11 protein-coding genes are annotated in these 15,608 nt (G+C 55.1%); 6 read left to right on the top strand and 5 right to left on the bottom strand.

What is annotated here, in order from left to right:
- Positions 1-3 precede the first annotated feature (3 nt).
- The 4 genes from IE065_RS00365 (at position 4) to IE065_RS00380 (ending at position 6,869) form a co-directional block, all read left to right on the top strand.
- A complete protein-coding gene (locus IE065_RS00365; protein WP_189510609.1) occupies positions 4-3,495 on the top strand; it encodes an efflux RND transporter permease subunit in 3,492 nt (1,163 codons plus the stop codon).
- A 39-nt stretch (positions 3,496-3,534) separates the two neighbouring features.
- The gene (locus IE065_RS00370) at positions 3,535-4,680 is read left to right on the top strand and encodes a hypothetical protein (protein ID WP_189510612.1); all 1,146 of its coding nucleotides are present in this window, start codon (positions 3,535-3,537) and stop codon (positions 4,678-4,680) included.
- On the top strand, positions 4,677-5,426 hold the full coding sequence (locus tag IE065_RS00375; RefSeq protein ID WP_189510615.1) for an EI24 domain-containing protein: 750 nt from the start codon (positions 4,677-4,679) through the stop codon (positions 5,424-5,426). The genes IE065_RS00370 and IE065_RS00375 overlap by 4 nt, the downstream gene beginning before the upstream one ends.
- A 66-nt stretch (positions 5,427-5,492) precedes the next feature.
- On the top strand, positions 5,493-6,869 hold the full coding sequence (locus IE065_RS00380) for a C39 family peptidase (protein WP_189510618.1): 1,377 nt from the start codon (positions 5,493-5,495) through the stop codon (positions 6,867-6,869).
- On the opposite strand, the gene IE065_RS00385 is transcribed toward IE065_RS00380, so the two are convergent.
- The 4 genes from IE065_RS00385 to IE065_RS00400 are packed head-to-tail and all read right to left on the bottom strand — an operon-like array spanning position 6,866 to position 12,891.
- Positions 6,866-8,611 (bottom strand): ABC transporter ATP-binding protein, encoded by a 1,746-nt coding sequence (locus IE065_RS00385; RefSeq protein WP_189510621.1) that lies wholly within the window; start codon positions 8,609-8,611, stop codon positions 6,866-6,868. The two genes, IE065_RS00380 and IE065_RS00385, sit on opposite strands and share 4 nt — an antisense overlap.
- On the bottom strand, positions 8,608-9,999 hold the full coding sequence (locus tag IE065_RS00390) for an SGNH/GDSL hydrolase family protein (RefSeq protein WP_189510624.1): 1,392 nt from the start codon (positions 9,997-9,999) through the stop codon (positions 8,608-8,610). The genes IE065_RS00385 and IE065_RS00390 overlap by 4 nt, the downstream gene beginning before the upstream one ends.
- Entirely contained in the window at positions 9,996-10,973 is a 978-nt protein-coding gene (locus IE065_RS00395) for a CPBP family intramembrane glutamic endopeptidase (RefSeq protein WP_189510627.1), read from the bottom strand. Before IE065_RS00395 ends, IE065_RS00390 begins: the two co-directional genes overlap by 4 nt.
- Positions 10,966-12,891 (bottom strand): LpxL/LpxP family acyltransferase, encoded by a 1,926-nt coding sequence (locus IE065_RS00400; protein WP_189510630.1) that lies wholly within the window; start codon positions 12,889-12,891, stop codon positions 10,966-10,968. The genes IE065_RS00395 and IE065_RS00400 overlap by 8 nt, the downstream gene beginning before the upstream one ends.
- Before the next feature lie 154 nt (positions 12,892-13,045).
- Between IE065_RS00400 and IE065_RS00405 the strand changes: the two genes are divergently transcribed.
- Entirely contained in the window at positions 13,046-14,635 is a 1,590-nt protein-coding gene (locus tag IE065_RS00405; protein WP_189510633.1) for a type IV pilin protein, read from the top strand.
- A 58-nt stretch (positions 14,636-14,693) separates the two neighbouring features.
- Here IE065_RS00405 and IE065_RS00410 read toward each other — a convergent pair whose 3' ends face one another.
- Positions 14,694-15,128, bottom strand: a complete 435-nt coding sequence (locus tag IE065_RS00410; RefSeq protein WP_189510635.1) for a Fur family transcriptional regulator — start codon at positions 15,126-15,128, stop codon at positions 14,694-14,696.
- A gap of 265 nt (positions 15,129-15,393) precedes the next feature.
- Here IE065_RS00410 and IE065_RS00415 point away from each other — a divergent pair.
- On the top strand, positions 15,394-15,608 hold a 215-nt coding region (locus IE065_RS00415; protein WP_189510638.1), incomplete at its 3' end, for a hypothetical protein.

Below are 15,608 nucleotides of genomic sequence, written 5' to 3' on the forward strand. Positions count from 1 at the left end.
CCAATGATTAACTCGCTGATCCACTGGTGCCTGCACAACCGATTGGTCGTCGCGCTTCTTGCGCTTATGCTAGGCGTCGGCGGTATTCTCGTCGCGCCTTTTGACTGGGAAATTCCCGGCGTACAGCGTTATCCTATTGGCGTAGACGCGATTCCGGACATCGGTGAGAACCAGCAAATCGTCTTTACGGAATGGGCCGGACGGTCCCCACAGGACATTGAAGATCAGGTCACCTATCCGCTCACCACGGCCCTTCTCGGCCTGCCAAGCGTCAAAGCAATCCGCAGCAATAGCATGTTCGGATTTTCGACGATTTTCATTATCTTCGATGACTCGGTGGACTTCTACTGGAGCCGTAGCCGCATCCTCGAAAAACTGAATAGCCTGACACCCGGCACGCTGCCCGACGCCGTCCAACCCACTCTGGGACCCGACGCCACTGGCCTGGGCCAAGTCTTCTGGTACACCCTCGAGGGGCGCGATTCGGACGGCAATCCAGTTGGTGGATGGGACCCACAGGAACTACGCTCGATTCAGGACTGGCTCGTTCGCTTTGCATTGCAAAGTGTCGATGGAGTTTCTGAAGTCGCGTCGATCGGCGGCTTCATCAAGGAATACCAAATCGATGTCAACCCCGACGCTATGCGCGCCTACGACGTGCAGCTTGACGACATTTTCCGCGCTGTCCGGGAATCCAACGACGAGGTCGGCGCACGCACGATTGAGGTTAATCGAGTCGAGTATGTCATCCGTGGGCTGGGGTGGATCAAAGACCTCGACGACCTGCGCACCACGGTGGTCAAGGCCCGTGATGGCTCGCCGATTACGCTCGATCAAGTCGCGGAAATCGAGCTCGGGCCAGCACTACGCCGCGGCGTTTTGGACAAGGATGGCGTAGAGGCAGTCGGTGGCGTTGTCACGGCGCGCTATGGCGAAAACCCACTTGCGGTGATTGAAAACGTCCACGAAAAAATCGCGCAAATCGCAGGCGGGCTACCGAGCAAAACCCTCACCGACGGAACCGTCAGCCAAGTCACTATTGTTCCCTTTTATGATCGCACAGGACTTATCCTTGAAACGCTTGGCACGTTGGAAGACGCACTCAGTCTGGAGGTGCTCTGCACGGTGCTGGTCATCATCCTACTGGTTTGGCGATTAAGGAGCGCATTAATCATTTCGTCAGTGTTACCGTTAGCGGTGCTGGTGACCTTCCTTGCAATGAAGCTCACAGGGATCGAAGCGAACATCGTCGCGCTGGCAGGCATCGCTATTGCGATCGGCACAGTCGTCGATATGGGTATCGTGCTATGCGGCAATATCCAGGAAAAACTTGACCAGGCACCTCCTTCTGAACCACGCACGCAGATTGTCTGGCGTGCCAGCACTGAAGTTGGGGGAGCCGTATTAACCGCCGTTATGACGACTGTCATCGGCTTCCTCCCAGTCTTTTTCATGACAGGAGCCGAAGGCAAGCTCTTCCGCCCTCTCGCCTTTACCAAGACTTACGCATTAATTGCATCAGTCATCGTTAGCCTGACTTTGGTGCCAGTGCTCGCGCTAATTCTCCTCCGCGCTTCCAAAAAAGATCCAACCGAGAAGCAAGCGCCACGTAAATTCTTTGCCCGCACGCTACCTTGGCCCACATTGCTTATTAATGGGGCCGTGGCACTAGCCGTCGCGCTGTTCCTTGCTTCCGCTTGGCAACCGCTCGGGCCAACACATACGCTGGGAAATACATTGTTCGTCTTTATCGTGGTGGGCAGCGTACTCTTGTTCTTTCGTACATTAGTCTTTTTCTACGTGTCCATTCTGCGCATGCTGCTGCGATTCAAGATTCTGTTTTTATCCGGTGTGTTGTTCGTTATTCTCTTCGGCGGAGTCAGTTGGTTGGGCGGCCCAGGACCGCTGCGAAACGCGTTCCCTGGACTTCAAAAGGAGTTCATGCCCGCGCTCGACGAAGGCTCGTTCCTGTTCATGCCAAAGACCATGCCCCACGCCTCTATCGGCGAGGCGGCGGAAATGCTTTCCATGCAAGACCGAGCCATCCAAGCGATTCCTGAAGTTGAAAGCGTTGTCGGAAAAATCGGTCGCGTTGACAGCCCAATGGACCCCGCGCCCGTGTCCATGGTCGAGACCATCATTAACTATAAGCCGGAGTTTGCTCACAACGAAGACGGCGAGCTCGTGCGCCAATGGCGCGACGAAATTAAGACCCCCGACGACATCTGGAACGAAATTGCCACCGTCACACAAATGCCAGGTGCCACGATCGCGCCTAAACTTCAACCGATCGAGACGCGGCTTGTCATGCTGCAAACCGGTATGCGCGCACCGATGGGCGTCAAGGTTTACGCCACCACATTGGAGGAATTGGAGCAAGCCTCGCTCACCTTGGAAAAGCAGCTTCAGAGTGTGCCCGGTGTACGTTCAGAGACCGTGTTTGCGGATCGCGTCGTGGGCAAACCATACTTAGAAATCACCCCTGATCGTCAGGAGCTTTCCCGCTACGGTCTCACGGTTAAGGACCTGAACGACATGATCGAGGTGGCCATTGGAGGAAAACCTGTGACGACTACGGTGGAAGGCCGCGAGCGCTATCCCGTCCGTGTGCGTTATCCACGCGAATTGCGTGGCGACATTGAGAGCTTGGAAAACATCCTCATTGCCACCAACGATGGTGCGCAGATTCCATTACAGCAAGTTGCGAGCATCAATTATGTGCGCGGGCCGCAATCGATCAAAAGTGAAAATTCCTTTCTAACGGCCTACGTGATCTTCGACCATCAACCGGGCATGGCCGAGGTCGACGTCGCCCAGACTGCTGAAAAAATCATTCGTGCGCAACAGGCCACTGGCGAATTTACTCTCCCCCATGGAGTGACCTACGAGTTTACCGGCACGTACGAAAACCAGATTCACGCAATGCAACGCCTGCGACTTGTGCTGCCCGTGGCATTGCTGCTGATTTTCCTGCTGATCTACATGCAGTTTAAAAAAATCGGGATGAGCTTTTTAGTGTTCAGCGGGGTTTTCGTGGCGTGGTCCGGTGGGTTCATTTTGATCTGGCTCTACAATCAGCCCTGGTTCCTTGACGTAAGTCTCTTTGGTTGGGACTTGAGACAAATTTTCCAAGTCCAGCCGATTAGCTTGAGCGTCGCGGTCTGGGTGGGATTTCTGGCGCTATTCGGCATCGCAACCGACGACGGCGTACTGATGGGCACTTACCTCCAGGAACGCTTTAAAGATACCCCAAAAACGAAAGCTGCCGTCCGCGAAGCAGTACTGGAGGCAGCCAATCGGCGCATCGGCCCGGCTTGTATGACAAGCGCCACAACGATTCTCGCCTTGCTACCGGTGTTGACCTCATCGGGCCGTGGCTCTGATGTGATGATCCCCATGGCAATCCCCACAGTGGGCGGTATGCTCGTCGCGCTGATCACCGTTTTTGTCGTGCCCGTCGTCTACAGCGCAATGAATGAGCGCGGAAAGGCCTAGCTTGATTTACTTGGGACAACCCACTAATTTAACCAGCTAATGACATTTCCCCGAGCCAGCATCATTCTCAGCACATGCCTCCTAACCATGCTGAGCACCGTATTGCTCAACGCTCAGGGAGAGCCACGCCCAGAGGAGGTCACTCCCGTTGGCCCAGGCTACATTACCAAAGGCTATAAAACGATGGTCAATGGGCAAGTCGTGCAGACAACTGACGGTCGGAATTTTGAGCTAAACACCATACCAGCTCCGACATCTGCCCCTGCCTCCCCCCCCCCTTCGTCCGCACCAGTAGGAAACTGGCCGCAAGTAGTGACGATTATCGACGGCGTCGTCGTCGACCCGGATACCAAACAGCCAGTGACAAATTTGCCCCCGGAAATCGAGTTAATCCCACTGGGCTTACGTAAAACCTCAACGGATATCATTGGCCCCGAAGGTGAAGTCACGACCAGCGAGTCCGTCGCGCCTTTTTTTCGTGTGATCGCGAAAAATCCACCTGCGACCCCAGCACCGCCCGTTACAATCCCCGTCGGCGGCCCGGATTTCTCCTCACTAATGGCCAGTCAAGAAACCGCGGACGCCGAGCCGGAAATTACGGAAGAGGCATCCCCTGAAGAGAAAGATTCCGGCGGTGGTTTCTTTGATTTTCTTTTTGGTTCAGATGAACCAGAGGAAGGCAAAGTGGTGATCGACTTAGAACGTCCGTTGTCTGAGGCAGAAGTCGCGGCACTACAAAACGATCCCAAGTTTCAGGACTTCCTACGCAAGCGTTCCAATACTACCCGCAATTTTTATTCAAGCAAGGGTCGCTCTGTCTCTCGTAATGAAACCCCGGCACCGCCACGCACGATTACAATAGAAGAGTTTAAGCCGGAAGAGTGGGTAGAGGAAGGCCCTACGCCGCCCACCCCCAACATCGCTATTGGCAAACTGGTCTCGGTCGACGAGCAGCGCCAAATCGCCGTCTGCTGGCTGCAAACGCGCTACATCCATGCCAACCGGCCCATGGTCACCCGCAATTACGAACTACAAACGACTGGCGTGCTACTTCCCTCAGGCGAGCAAGATGGACGCTCCGCCGGTTTCTGGATTGCACAGGGCAGCCCAAGCCCAGGAGATGAAGTTATTGTCCCCGGCCCCGCCTACGAAAATCTCGTGTCGCCTTGGATGAAAAAACGATGACTGGTGACGTCAGGTTCTCCTATGCCAAAGCACACGAGCTACTCTGGAAGCTTGGCTATTGGAAGTATTTGCTGGCACCCATTGCCCTCTCCATTTTGCTCGCACTGGTGTTGCTGAGCCTTTGCTGGATATTCGCCGCATCACTTGGCGGTTGGATTCAGCAGTCACTCAATGAAGTTTTTCAACTACCCGATTGGCTGAGAATTCCGCTGCTAATCATCCTGTTTATTGTCGGACTCGGCCCCTGCTATGTGGCCTTTCGCAGCTTGGTCATGGTCTGCTATGGCCCGTGGCTTGACCAGCTCTCTGTAAAAGCAGAAATCCTTATCAACGGTCACTCTAAAGAAGTAGACCGGTCCATTTGGGAATCAATCAAACGTCCCTTGGCCATGGCCGTGCTCACGATTTCTGCCGCCATTGGCGCGTTTTTCGGTGGTATGGTGATTGGGCTAATTCCGCTGATTGGGGCTTTGCTAGCAGGCGTAGTCGTGCCATTAATCGAACTATTCTTAAGCGCAGTGGGCTACATCGACCCTTACTGCGAACGCACTGGCCTTACGCCAACTCAGTCATTCGCGATACTACGCGCGAATGCAGTCGGCGTGATCTGCTTTGCTCTAGTGGGCCTCCTTATCACGCTCATTCCCTTCATCGGATGGTTCGTTGGCCCAACGTATTCCGTGGTCGCAGGTGTGATATACGGCATTCTATTAACCAACGCCCGCCCGACTTCAACCTCTGCCTGACTTACCGAATTCAAAAATACCGCCTTGAAAACGCTTCTTCACGCCACCTATTTTTTAATCGTTTTCATGATTGCCTGCACAACACAGGCTCGGACATTTACAGACTCACAAGGCCGAGAACTCGAAGCCGAAATCATCGCTTACGACGGTGGTGACGCGGTGACTATTCGTCGCTCCGATGGCAATGAATTTCCCCTGAATCTCGATCGTCTCTCCGCTGCCGATCAGGCCTACGTCCGCAACTGGAAACCAAAAGAAGCACCCACAGTTCCTCCGGAAAAAATTAAACGAATCAACGAACTTTTTGGAGCCGAATTGTTTGTGGACGGCGTCCTCTGGGATGATGCTCCTTCCGATGTCGCCAAACGCCTAAGTTGGCCCGAAGAATCCCAAACCGCCACGCAATCCAGCTTTCGAAAATACAATCGGGCCGATGACCTCTTGTTCGGTGCACGTCCCTATTCTTCCACCCTCTACGGCCAAGACGGTAAGGTGGACATGATCTCCATTATTTTCGCGAACAAGGGCGACTCGGCTAAAAACGCCTTCGCGATGAACAGCAAGCAAATCGAAAGCGCCATTGCCAAAGCCATCGACAGCGATGGAGAAACGATTACCAAACAACTGAGTACGCTCGGCGAACCCGAACAACAAACCACCGCCACCGGGCGCAACATGAAGGAACGCCTCAAGGTCTGGGACTGGAACGGCCATACGATCATGCTCGCTGTCCAGAATGAGGAATACGTCGCCGTGCGAATCATGCCGCCAGAGCTTGCCGCCAACCGCGGTCGCCCTGAACGCGTCTCAAGCTCTGAGCTCAAGGTAACCGCCAAGGCAAACGTACAGAAAAGGGCCAACGGCGATGTCATCATTACCAATATCCCAATGGTCGACCAAGGTCCTAAAGGCTATTGCGTCCCGGCTACACTGGAGCGGGCGCTCCGCTACATGGGCATTCGAGCAGACATGTATCTGCTCGCCATGGCGGGCAACACTTCAATCGGCGGCGGCACCTACGTCCATGAGTTGATCGACGGGGCCGAAGGCTACGTAAAAAGCGCGGGTCGTAAGCTCGAAGGTGTCAGCATCAAACTCAAAGCGCGCAACGTCGCCAAATATATTGACCAAGGACAACCAATTCTCTGGACCATGTTTTCCACTCCAGAATACAACGCCCTCGCCAACTCCTACACGCAGGCGCGCGCGAAGTATCCGAAAGCCAAGGACTGGGAAGAGGCCTTGAAAGATAAGTTAAAGGACAAGCCTTCACTTGAGCCTAACATGGAGATGGGGCACGCTTGTATGATCATCGGCTACAATGAAGAGACCGACGAAATTGCGGTCAGTGATTCCTGGGGGCCAGCATTCACCGAGCGCTGGGTACCAGCTTCCCTCGCCAATGACATCTCTCAGGGCAAATTCTGGGTGGTGGATTTTTAACCGTCTAACGACTGTGCCTTGTAAAGTTTCCCGTAAACACCCCCGCGGTGAAGCAGTTCATCGTGCGAACCCTGATCCACAATCTGCCCAGCCTCGAAGACTAGAATCTCGTCCGCACGCTGAATCGAGCTGAAACGGTGCGCAATCACAATGACCGTCTTTTTTCTAGCGAGATCCTCCATCGCAAGCTGGATAAAACGCTCGCTCTCGGCATCGAGAGCCGAGGTCGCTTCATCCAAAATCAGGATCGGCGAATCCTTTAAAAATGCCCGTGCCAGAGCGATACGTTGACGCTGTCCGCCGCTCAAACGTGCGCCACTCGGGCCAACTTCGGTTGCATAGCCATCCGTCATTGCCGAAATAAAATCATGCGCATAAGCCTTCCGAGCCGCTTCTTCAATGGCCTCATCGGACACGCCCAACTTACCCACCGCAATGTTGCCGCGCACCGTGTCGTTGAAGAGCACCGGGCTTTGCGCGACGACGGAAATTTGCTCGCGCAAGTCATGTTGCGTGATCGCCCGCACGTCGAGCCCGTCCACCGTCACTCGGCCATCGACAACATCATAGTAACGCAGGATCAGGTTCGCGAATGTCGTCTTGCCCGCACCACTGGAACCAACAAGCGCATAGGTTTTCCCAGGCTCGAGCTTCACTGAAACACTGCGCAACACCGGCGCTTCGGCATAGGCGAAAGATACCTTTTCAAAGGCCACCTCGCCGCGAACCGGATCAGGCAGTACCTGTGGATTCTCAGGGTCACGGATCGGCTCATCTTCATGGAGGATGTGCTCCACACGCTCCAGACCAGCAAGGCCTTCCTGCATGCGGTTGTTAAGCTGGCCTAGACGTTTAACTGGATCGTAGCATAAAAACAATGCCGCCAAAAGGGCCGTGAATGCCCCTTCATCGATGCGACTTTGATACGTATAGTAAAGGCCTGCGCCGATGCCCAAGGCACCGATGAACTCAATGATCGGCGACAGCACAATATTGTATTTCGCCATCTTCAAAAAGCCGCGCGACACACGCTGCGCCGATTCGCGGAAGCGCGTCGTTTCGCGTTCTTCCAGATTGTAGGCGCGAATTTCCTGAGTCGCTTCCAAGTTCTGGCAAATGCGATTCGTGGTCTCCGCCAACTCAAATTGCAAGATAGTCGCCTTCTTCTTCAGCTTTTTTCCGATCAACCGGATCGGCACGATGCAAATCGGAATCGCGATGATGAAAATCAGCAAGTATGCCACCTGAGAATGCTTCATGGACAGGAACGCCAAGAAGCCAATCGCACTCGCCAAGGTCGCGGGCTGTTTGACGATTTCCTGCGCAACTACGATCAGACTTTGCTGCACCAGATTGGTGTCTTGCATAGCTCTCGATACCAGCTCACCGGGCGGGTTCTTATGATAAAAACCCAATGGCAAGCGCTGCAACTTAGCAAAGAGATCAACACGCAGTTGCTCCAGCATCGACTGCCCACAGAAGCCAAGCAGGTAGAGATTGTAGAAGCTAAAAATGCCGCGAGCACCCATGACCATCGCAGGCAATAAGCAGTAAAACCAGAGATCCCCCGTCGTTAAATCGTGGTCTTGAAACACGACTGGCACGACCTTGTACAGCAACACGGGGATGCCCGCTCCACTCAACGCGCCCGCTGCTAACCCACACAACAACGCGATCACGAACTCAATGCGAACTGGCTTGAGTAGCGGAAAATATGGACGAAATCGGCGAAGGGTTTTCATGGCGTGATGCGGATGATGTCCTCGCTGACTTCCCAGCCAGAGTAGACGCCCTCGACGATTGCGCTGACGCGCTTGAGCGCGGGATAGCCCTTGCCACGACCGAACTCACGCGCGTCGTCGATCAGGATGCAATGCTTCTTCACCGGATGCGCCACGATCGCCTTAAGCTCACGCAGAATTGGCGTAAGTTCATCAGGCTGCGCGGTATCGTGGCCGGAGGCATGTCCGTCGAGCCAGAACAAGCATGGCTCGTTGAGCGATTCCAACAAATGCGGCAGCACGTCCCCGCTGTTGCCTTGGTGCAGCATAATTTGCGGCGTGTCCTTGAAGCGACGCTTGGCATCCTGATAAAGCTGTGGACTTAGCTCGATGGAGTGCAGTTGCGCAAAGGCGTCCTCCAACGCTGCGAGGGTGTCCCCAAGATAGGTGCCCGTCTCGATAAAAATGCGGCAGCCGAAGCGCTCGCCTTGCTCACGCAGGATTGCACGCTTGCGGTCAGGGTGCGCAGGCTGCGGGCGCATGGCATGGCGTATCGCCTTGAGTTCTTCTTTGGAAGCGCCGCGCGCCATCGCCGCCAATGAGCGGGGATGCAGCGCCTCGCCCCAGTTGAGCGCCTTGCGACGCAGATAGCCGGGAATGTCAGTCATCGAAGTTTGTTTGCTGGTTTGCGCCGCCTGCTCTTGCTCGGCAATGTAACGCTCCGGCGGGCGGAAATCGCAATCGGGAAACAGCGCTTGCAGTCGCTCGAGAGTCAGCGGCATCGCCGTCTGCGCGAGGTGAATTTTATCCATGTAGAATGCCTTCTGCGGCTTTCCAGATTCATCCACGAGTAGGTCAAAATTCTCCAGAAAAGGCACAGACTCTACGTTGCAAAGTTTGCGCAGGGCGTCGTTGTAGGCGCGGATCGCAGCGTTGCGCTCAGCCTGCGTCCCATAGGCTGGAAACTCATCCTCCTTGCCGTCAGCCCAAGAGCTTTTTTCCGGCAGCGAAGGAATTGCATTGTAGACAATGACCTGGAAACCGCGGGCGCGAATTTCGCGGACAACGCCAAAGTATCGCTCGGCGCATTTGGCGGCGATTTCATTAATCGGGCGCTGCTGTTTCTCGGCCTGACGAAGCAAGTGGGCGCGGCAATCAATTTCGCCGAAGATGGTCATTACCCAAGCGCCAGTGGGGATTTCTTCAGCGAGCAGCTCAAAGAGTTTTTCGCGGCCGCCAGTGGTCGTATTGGTCTCGGGCAGATTGTAGGCGAGAACCGGGCCAAGGTGATAGACCTTGAAGAAAGGTAATGGCCGCGCCTCGCTGTTATCCGGGAAGATAGAATCCCGTCCGGTGAAAAAACCGGCGTGGCTGTCGCCTATGCAATGGATAACAGGTGCGGAACTCATGATCGAGAAACCGGCAAGCGTATGGCGAACAACAGCGTGAGCGCAAGCGTGAGGATTAGTGGAAGCAAACCATCTGTCAGGCCACCTCCAGCGAACAGCCAACGCAGTTCATCAGGGAACACCCAAACCGTGCGCTGGTAGAGCAGCATGATGAATACCACGCCCGCGTGCAACCCGATGGGTGCCCAGAGCGAACGTGCACGGAGATACAGCACGCACAGCAGCGCACCGAGTGACGTGTAGTTGGCGAACTCTAAAATATCGAAATTCAGGAACGCACCCACCGCATTGAGCAGCGCAATCTGAAGCCCCGCAAAGAAGCCCGGAGCAGCATTCGGACCGGCCAAAAACTCTGCGGGCGCACTGAAGTGCAGGTAGGCGTAAATCATCGATGAAAACAAGATCGCCTTACCCGGTTTGAAGCCGGTGTAGAACAGGCGGAAAATCAAACTGCGAAACAAAATCTCCTCAATCAACGCGACCAAAATCGCGCTCAACGCAGCGCCGCCAATGACAACGAACCACTCCCCTGCCCCATTGACATCTCCCGGCCAAAACCACGTGAACAGGAGTTGCAGCGTGAAGATTAACCCGCCCAGCCCCAAGCCCAGCATCAGCGAACAGATAAACCAGATCCCGCTGCCCGGGCGGTTGCGCAAGTCGTTCGCCGCAAGGAAACCTTGTGAGCGCCCCAAAAGGCCGACGACCAGCATCAGCCACGGCAGCAAAATCAAAATCGGGACGTAGCGACAGCGGTCGACGAATTTGTCAAAAGACCGCGCGGTCAGGCTCGCCGCCCAACCGTCAGGGTCACTTCCTGCGATACTTTGCATGGCAAAGTAAACCAGCGGCGCTATCAGCCCAGCGAAGAGCAACGCGCCGAACCAGACGCCCGTCAGTAACACGACACCCCGCTTGTTATAGCGATCAGGCGACAGGCCAAAGAGCATGAACTGGCGGTCGCGCTCAAGCATCGGTCTGCCCGGCTAAAATCTCCTGTAAGGCCTCAGCAGCTCGCTCAGGCGTGACATCAGCAATGCTCCCACCGCCCGTTTGGCCGCAATCAGGGGGTTGCAAAAGCGCCTTGGGCGCAGTGAAGCAGGGGCCAGTGCGGATGGGATTCGTCGGCCCGAAAATGACCACGACCGGCACGCCAAGCATGTTAGCCAAATGCATGCCGCCGGTGTCATTTGTGACCAAAGCACGGCAGGCTGCGAGCTCTTGAGCGAACTCATTGATGCTCGTCTGGCCAGCTAGGTCCATGACTCGATCTGCGGAAAATCCTTCGGCGACTTGCGCCGTAATCGCGCGATCCTTCTTCGTGCCGAATAGCGCAAAACGTTCTTCTGGGAAGCGTTCGATCAGCGCGCGCCACTGGTCGACGGGCCAACGCTTGGCTGGTTCGTTCTCCGTACCGCAGATCAGACCGATAGACGCTTTGCATTGCAAAGTGTAGGACTCGGCATGGCTAAAATCGTTGATACTAAACGGCGTAAAATCGATGGGCTGCTCCAGTCCAAAGCTACCGAGGAACTGCCGCCAGAGCTCCGTCTGGTGAATCGTCGCTTCGTCGAGGCCGGATGGCAGCGCCCAATGATGTGTGAGCAGCGGGCGGGACTTGCCGGGGCGGAGAATGCCGAAACGCTGAGGTGCGCCGATGCGTTTGGCTTCGCGGTCGCCACGAAATGAGTTCGTAAAAAGGATATGCGTATCCGGGTATTCCAATGCGCAATCCGCAAAAAACGTTCCTTCTTCATGTGAATTCTTCGGCGGCAAAGTAATCACGCGACCAATGCCGGGCAGGCAATTAAGAAAGGCGGTGAATTGTTTTCGTGCCAATAGCGTAATCTGCGCATCTGGGCGGGCTTGCTGGATTGCGCGGATGAGCGGCAGGGCCATGACAACGTCCCCCAACCAATTCGGCATGCGAATCCAGATGCGCGTATTGCGTGGCAGGCCATCCCAACCGCGCCAAGCGATTTCGTCGGGGAGCGCATCGCGACGGTGTTTTAGTTGCAAACGGCGATTGGCTTGGTCTTGCGTACGCCAGCGGTCGTGCAGCCAAAGCCAATCGGTTCGAAAGGCAGGCTCCGCTATCATTTTTTTCTCGAACCAGTCATTGGCGATGAACACGCCCTCCTGTGCCGTGGCAGGCTTGGGAAGCTCTTCCATTTTGAGCACACCGCGCCAAAAGCCAGTGCGCTCGGTCCACACTGCCACGTAGCGCGTATTGTATTTGGCCGCCAGCATACCCGGCAATTCCGTGGACGAGCAAACCCGCCCCAGAAACGTACTGAGCAAGCCCGTGTTGCCCGCATTCTGGTCAAAGAGAATCGCGACCACTTTTTTATCACGTATCATCTGAATAGCCTCCGCGAAGCCTTCTTTGCGCGAGAGTAAACGCATGCCAAAGCGTTGACGTGTTCGCAGCACCCAGTCCTCCAGTGCACGCTGTTTGAGGGGGCGATAAATGGTGGCGATGGGTGGGCATGGGCCAGCCGTCAATGTAGGCAACAGCGTCAGGCTCTCCATCAGGCAAAGGTGCGGCACGATCGCCACAGCGGCCTCGGGGCTTTCCGCATTTTCGTTGAGTTCTTTTTCGAAGAATGGGTCGATCTGAAAGCGCCCACGGAGTTGCTCTGTACTATAGTGCGGCGAAACGAGCAACAGCAGCGCGAGCTCCACCGTGCGACGGCAACTGGTGCGCGCAATGGCACGGCGGGCGGCCTCTCCCATTTCAGGAAAAGCGTGGTGCAGGTTGGCCAAGATCGTGCGACGACGCCGGGTAGGCAACACGTAGATGAGGTCGCCCAAGGCTGCCGCCAATGCGCGGCTAAACGCCTCCGGGCAACGCGCCAGGAACCAACCGAAAATATGGATAAGCTTAAGCACCACGGATTTCCGACACAACTACAGGCAAAGGCAGCGGCAATGGCAAGCGTCACGTTTATGGCAAATCCATCATTGATCGTCCGTAATTATATTACGGCAACAGTGAAGGAGGCTTGACCTCGAATCCTTTCGCACACAGAAATTATTTTAATACATGAAAATTGCATTTCGTTATACATTCCTGATTGGTTGCCTCGTGGCACTCAGCGCCTGCTCCAAACCCGGTAAAACAACAACCAGTGGGTCTGCCTCCAGTGGTGATTCGATTCCGCTGGTCCCCGTGGCCAACCGCTCTCCCAACTTCGAGCCCGTGGCTGCTCGGCTCGACCTCGGCGGGCGAAATTACATGTTCATGGACTTCAGTGGGGCCATGCAACAGGCAGGTGCCAGCCTGACCGCCGTCATGAGCAACTTGGCGCAGATGCAGCCAGACAACATGCAGATGATGATGCTCGGCATGATCCCCTATGAGGCGATTATTAAGACACTGGGTGTCAGCAATCTGGCTGCCTACGGCGTCAGCTCCTATGAGGATGGTAGCCTCTTCCGAAATAAATCCGTCGTCTACATGCCCGATGGTGTGGAGGGGATTTTCACCATCTCCGGCACAGAGCCAATGACCATTGCAGGTCTGGACATGGCCCCAGAAAACACCGACATTTTTGTCGAATACATGTTCAATTCCGGCGCGATCAAGGACATGATTTACACCATTGCCGAGCAAATGAACCCCGGTAATGGCGAGCAATTCGCCCAGGGATTTCTGTCTGCGCGGGCCAACGACACGGGGCCAAGCTGGCAAGAAATCTTGGATAAATCCAACACGGTGGTCAATGTTGTGGTCCGATTTGGCGACCCAATTGATGTCCCCGTTCCCGAGGAAGACTTCACGCTGAAAGCGCCAAACGTCGAGTTCATGCTAAGCATGAAGAATATGGCTTGGCTGGTCACAGACGGCGTAATCCCCGTAGACGAAATGGAAGTAAGCGATGAAATGGGCGCTAAAGTCTATCGCGACAACGAAGGCACCACGACCCTTCAAAGCTCGTCCGCTTACACGGCTTCATGGAACCCCGCATTGATCGTTCAGGGGCAGGATATCGCAATAGTCTCTCATGTCTCATTCTGGCAAGAGTGCCTCTCCGGAAAAACCACGCTCCGGGAATCGGCCAAATTCCAGGAAGCCACGGCTGACTTTCCAGAAAAGGGCAACGCGATGTTCTATTGCTCAGATGACGCCTTCAACGCCTACGTCGACGTGCGCGATGACATCTACGAGAATGTCCCGGAAGCAGCCGCGACCAGAGCGATGATGTCCTTTTACATGCCCTTGGCTGGTATCCCCCGCCAAGATAAGAGCTCTGCGGCAATCGTTACCGTAGACCAGAATATGATTTTCTCGGACAGCCGCTGGCCAACGCCGGGCGGGGCGGGTGGCTCCATGACAAGCGTGTCAACCGTCGGCCTACTCGCTGCAATGGCCATCCCTGCCTTCCAGAAAGTCCGCGAACAGAGCCGCGAAAAAGCCATTACCAATAACCTGCGTCAGATCGCTGCTGCCGGACAGCAGTATATTCTGGAAGAAGGCGTGGTCTCCGTGTCGTACCCCAAATTGGCAGACTATTTCTACGCCCCGATCCAACCAGTTAACGGCGAAGACTACTCGGAGCTCGTCATCAGTGAAGATGGCGGCGTGCTCGAAGTCACCACGGACAACGGCGAGACGATTAGCTTTTCCTATTAATCCAGAGCGATCATCCGCTGTTGAGTATCCCAAAGCGGCGTTAAGGGCAATCCGGCCCTTAACGACAGCCCGCGCAGAGACCGTAGAGTTCTAAGCGATGGGACAAGTCTTCGTAGCCTAATTTGCGGGCAGCGTCCTCAAAGGGACCAATCATGCAGGCGTCCAGGCAATCGATCTTGCCGCACTTCCGACAGATAACGTGGTGGTGATGGCCATGGGCGGTATCGATCATTTCGTAAAGCGCCTTGCCCTGCTCGTCGCGCACAACCTGCAACACGCTGGCCTCCTCGAAGGCCCCGAGGCACCGGTAGAGTGTCACCAAGTCAAAAGTGTTGCGGCCTAGCTTGCGGTGAATCGCCTCGACGGAAAGTGGGGTCGCCGCCTCAAACAGCACGCTGACTAATCGTTTGCGCGTGGCAGTTATGCGCATCCCGTGTTCGCGGAGAGCCTCCAGCACGCTATCAATGTCCTTTACTTCCGAATGATGTGGCACAGGCAAAAACTACGGATAGTTCACCAATATTAGCAAGCCGCGAGGACGATGTTATTCATTTAAGAGTAAATGCGCGTGCCCCTAAGATTTATTTTCGACGATGCTATCCACGTCGGCTCCATGGTTTTGCAAATGCTTGATTACCAGCAGGGATTGGTAATTATTGCTGAAATTTAACAGTAAACAAAAGAACACCTTTTTCTTGCCAAAGCAAGGCGGATCGTCCAAAATAGCATTTTCATTAATCAACCCCCATTACCCCGCCATGAATAACGAACACCCTTATATAGATAGGCTGGATGCCGATGCGCCCCTACCCACTCCCCACGAGGCCCTTGCCGTTCGCCTTGCTCCGCCGAAATCTCGATTTACCGAGGCGTCGCCGCGTTTTCTGTTCTTTGACTATCTATATAGACCCAGCTCCCCCCCCCCCCCCTTCAAGGGCAGGATTGTAAATTTCCAAGAAAAACTTGCCCGACG

Source organism: Cerasicoccus arenae (assembly GCF_014651635.1).
GTDB lineage: Bacteria > Verrucomicrobiota > Verrucomicrobiia > Opitutales > Cerasicoccaceae > Cerasicoccus > Cerasicoccus arenae.

Excerpts from the sequence above, each read along its gene's own strand:
- IE065_RS00365 (WP_189510609.1), top strand. The coding sequence starts at position 4 with ATGATTAACTCGCTGATCCACTGGTGCCTGCACAACCGATTGGTCGTC.
- IE065_RS00370 (WP_189510612.1), top strand. The coding sequence starts at position 3,535 with ATGACATTTCCCCGAGCCAGCATCATTCTCAGCACATGCCTCCTAACC.
- IE065_RS00375 (WP_189510615.1), top strand. The coding sequence starts at position 4,677 with ATGACTGGTGACGTCAGGTTCTCCTATGCCAAAGCACACGAGCTACTC.
- IE065_RS00380 (WP_189510618.1), top strand. The coding sequence starts at position 5,493 with ATGATTGCCTGCACAACACAGGCTCGGACATTTACAGACTCACAAGGC.
- IE065_RS00385 (WP_189510621.1), bottom strand. The coding sequence starts at position 8,611 with ATGAAAACCCTTCGCCGATTTCGTCCATATTTTCCGCTACTCAAGCCA.
- IE065_RS00390 (WP_189510624.1), bottom strand. The coding sequence starts at position 9,999 with ATGAGTTCCGCACCTGTTATCCATTGCATAGGCGACAGCCACGCCGGT.
- IE065_RS00395 (WP_189510627.1), bottom strand. The coding sequence starts at position 10,973 with ATGCTTGAGCGCGACCGCCAGTTCATGCTCTTTGGCCTGTCGCCTGAT.
- IE065_RS00405 (WP_189510633.1), top strand. The coding sequence starts at position 13,046 with ATGAAAATTGCATTTCGTTATACATTCCTGATTGGTTGCCTCGTGGCA.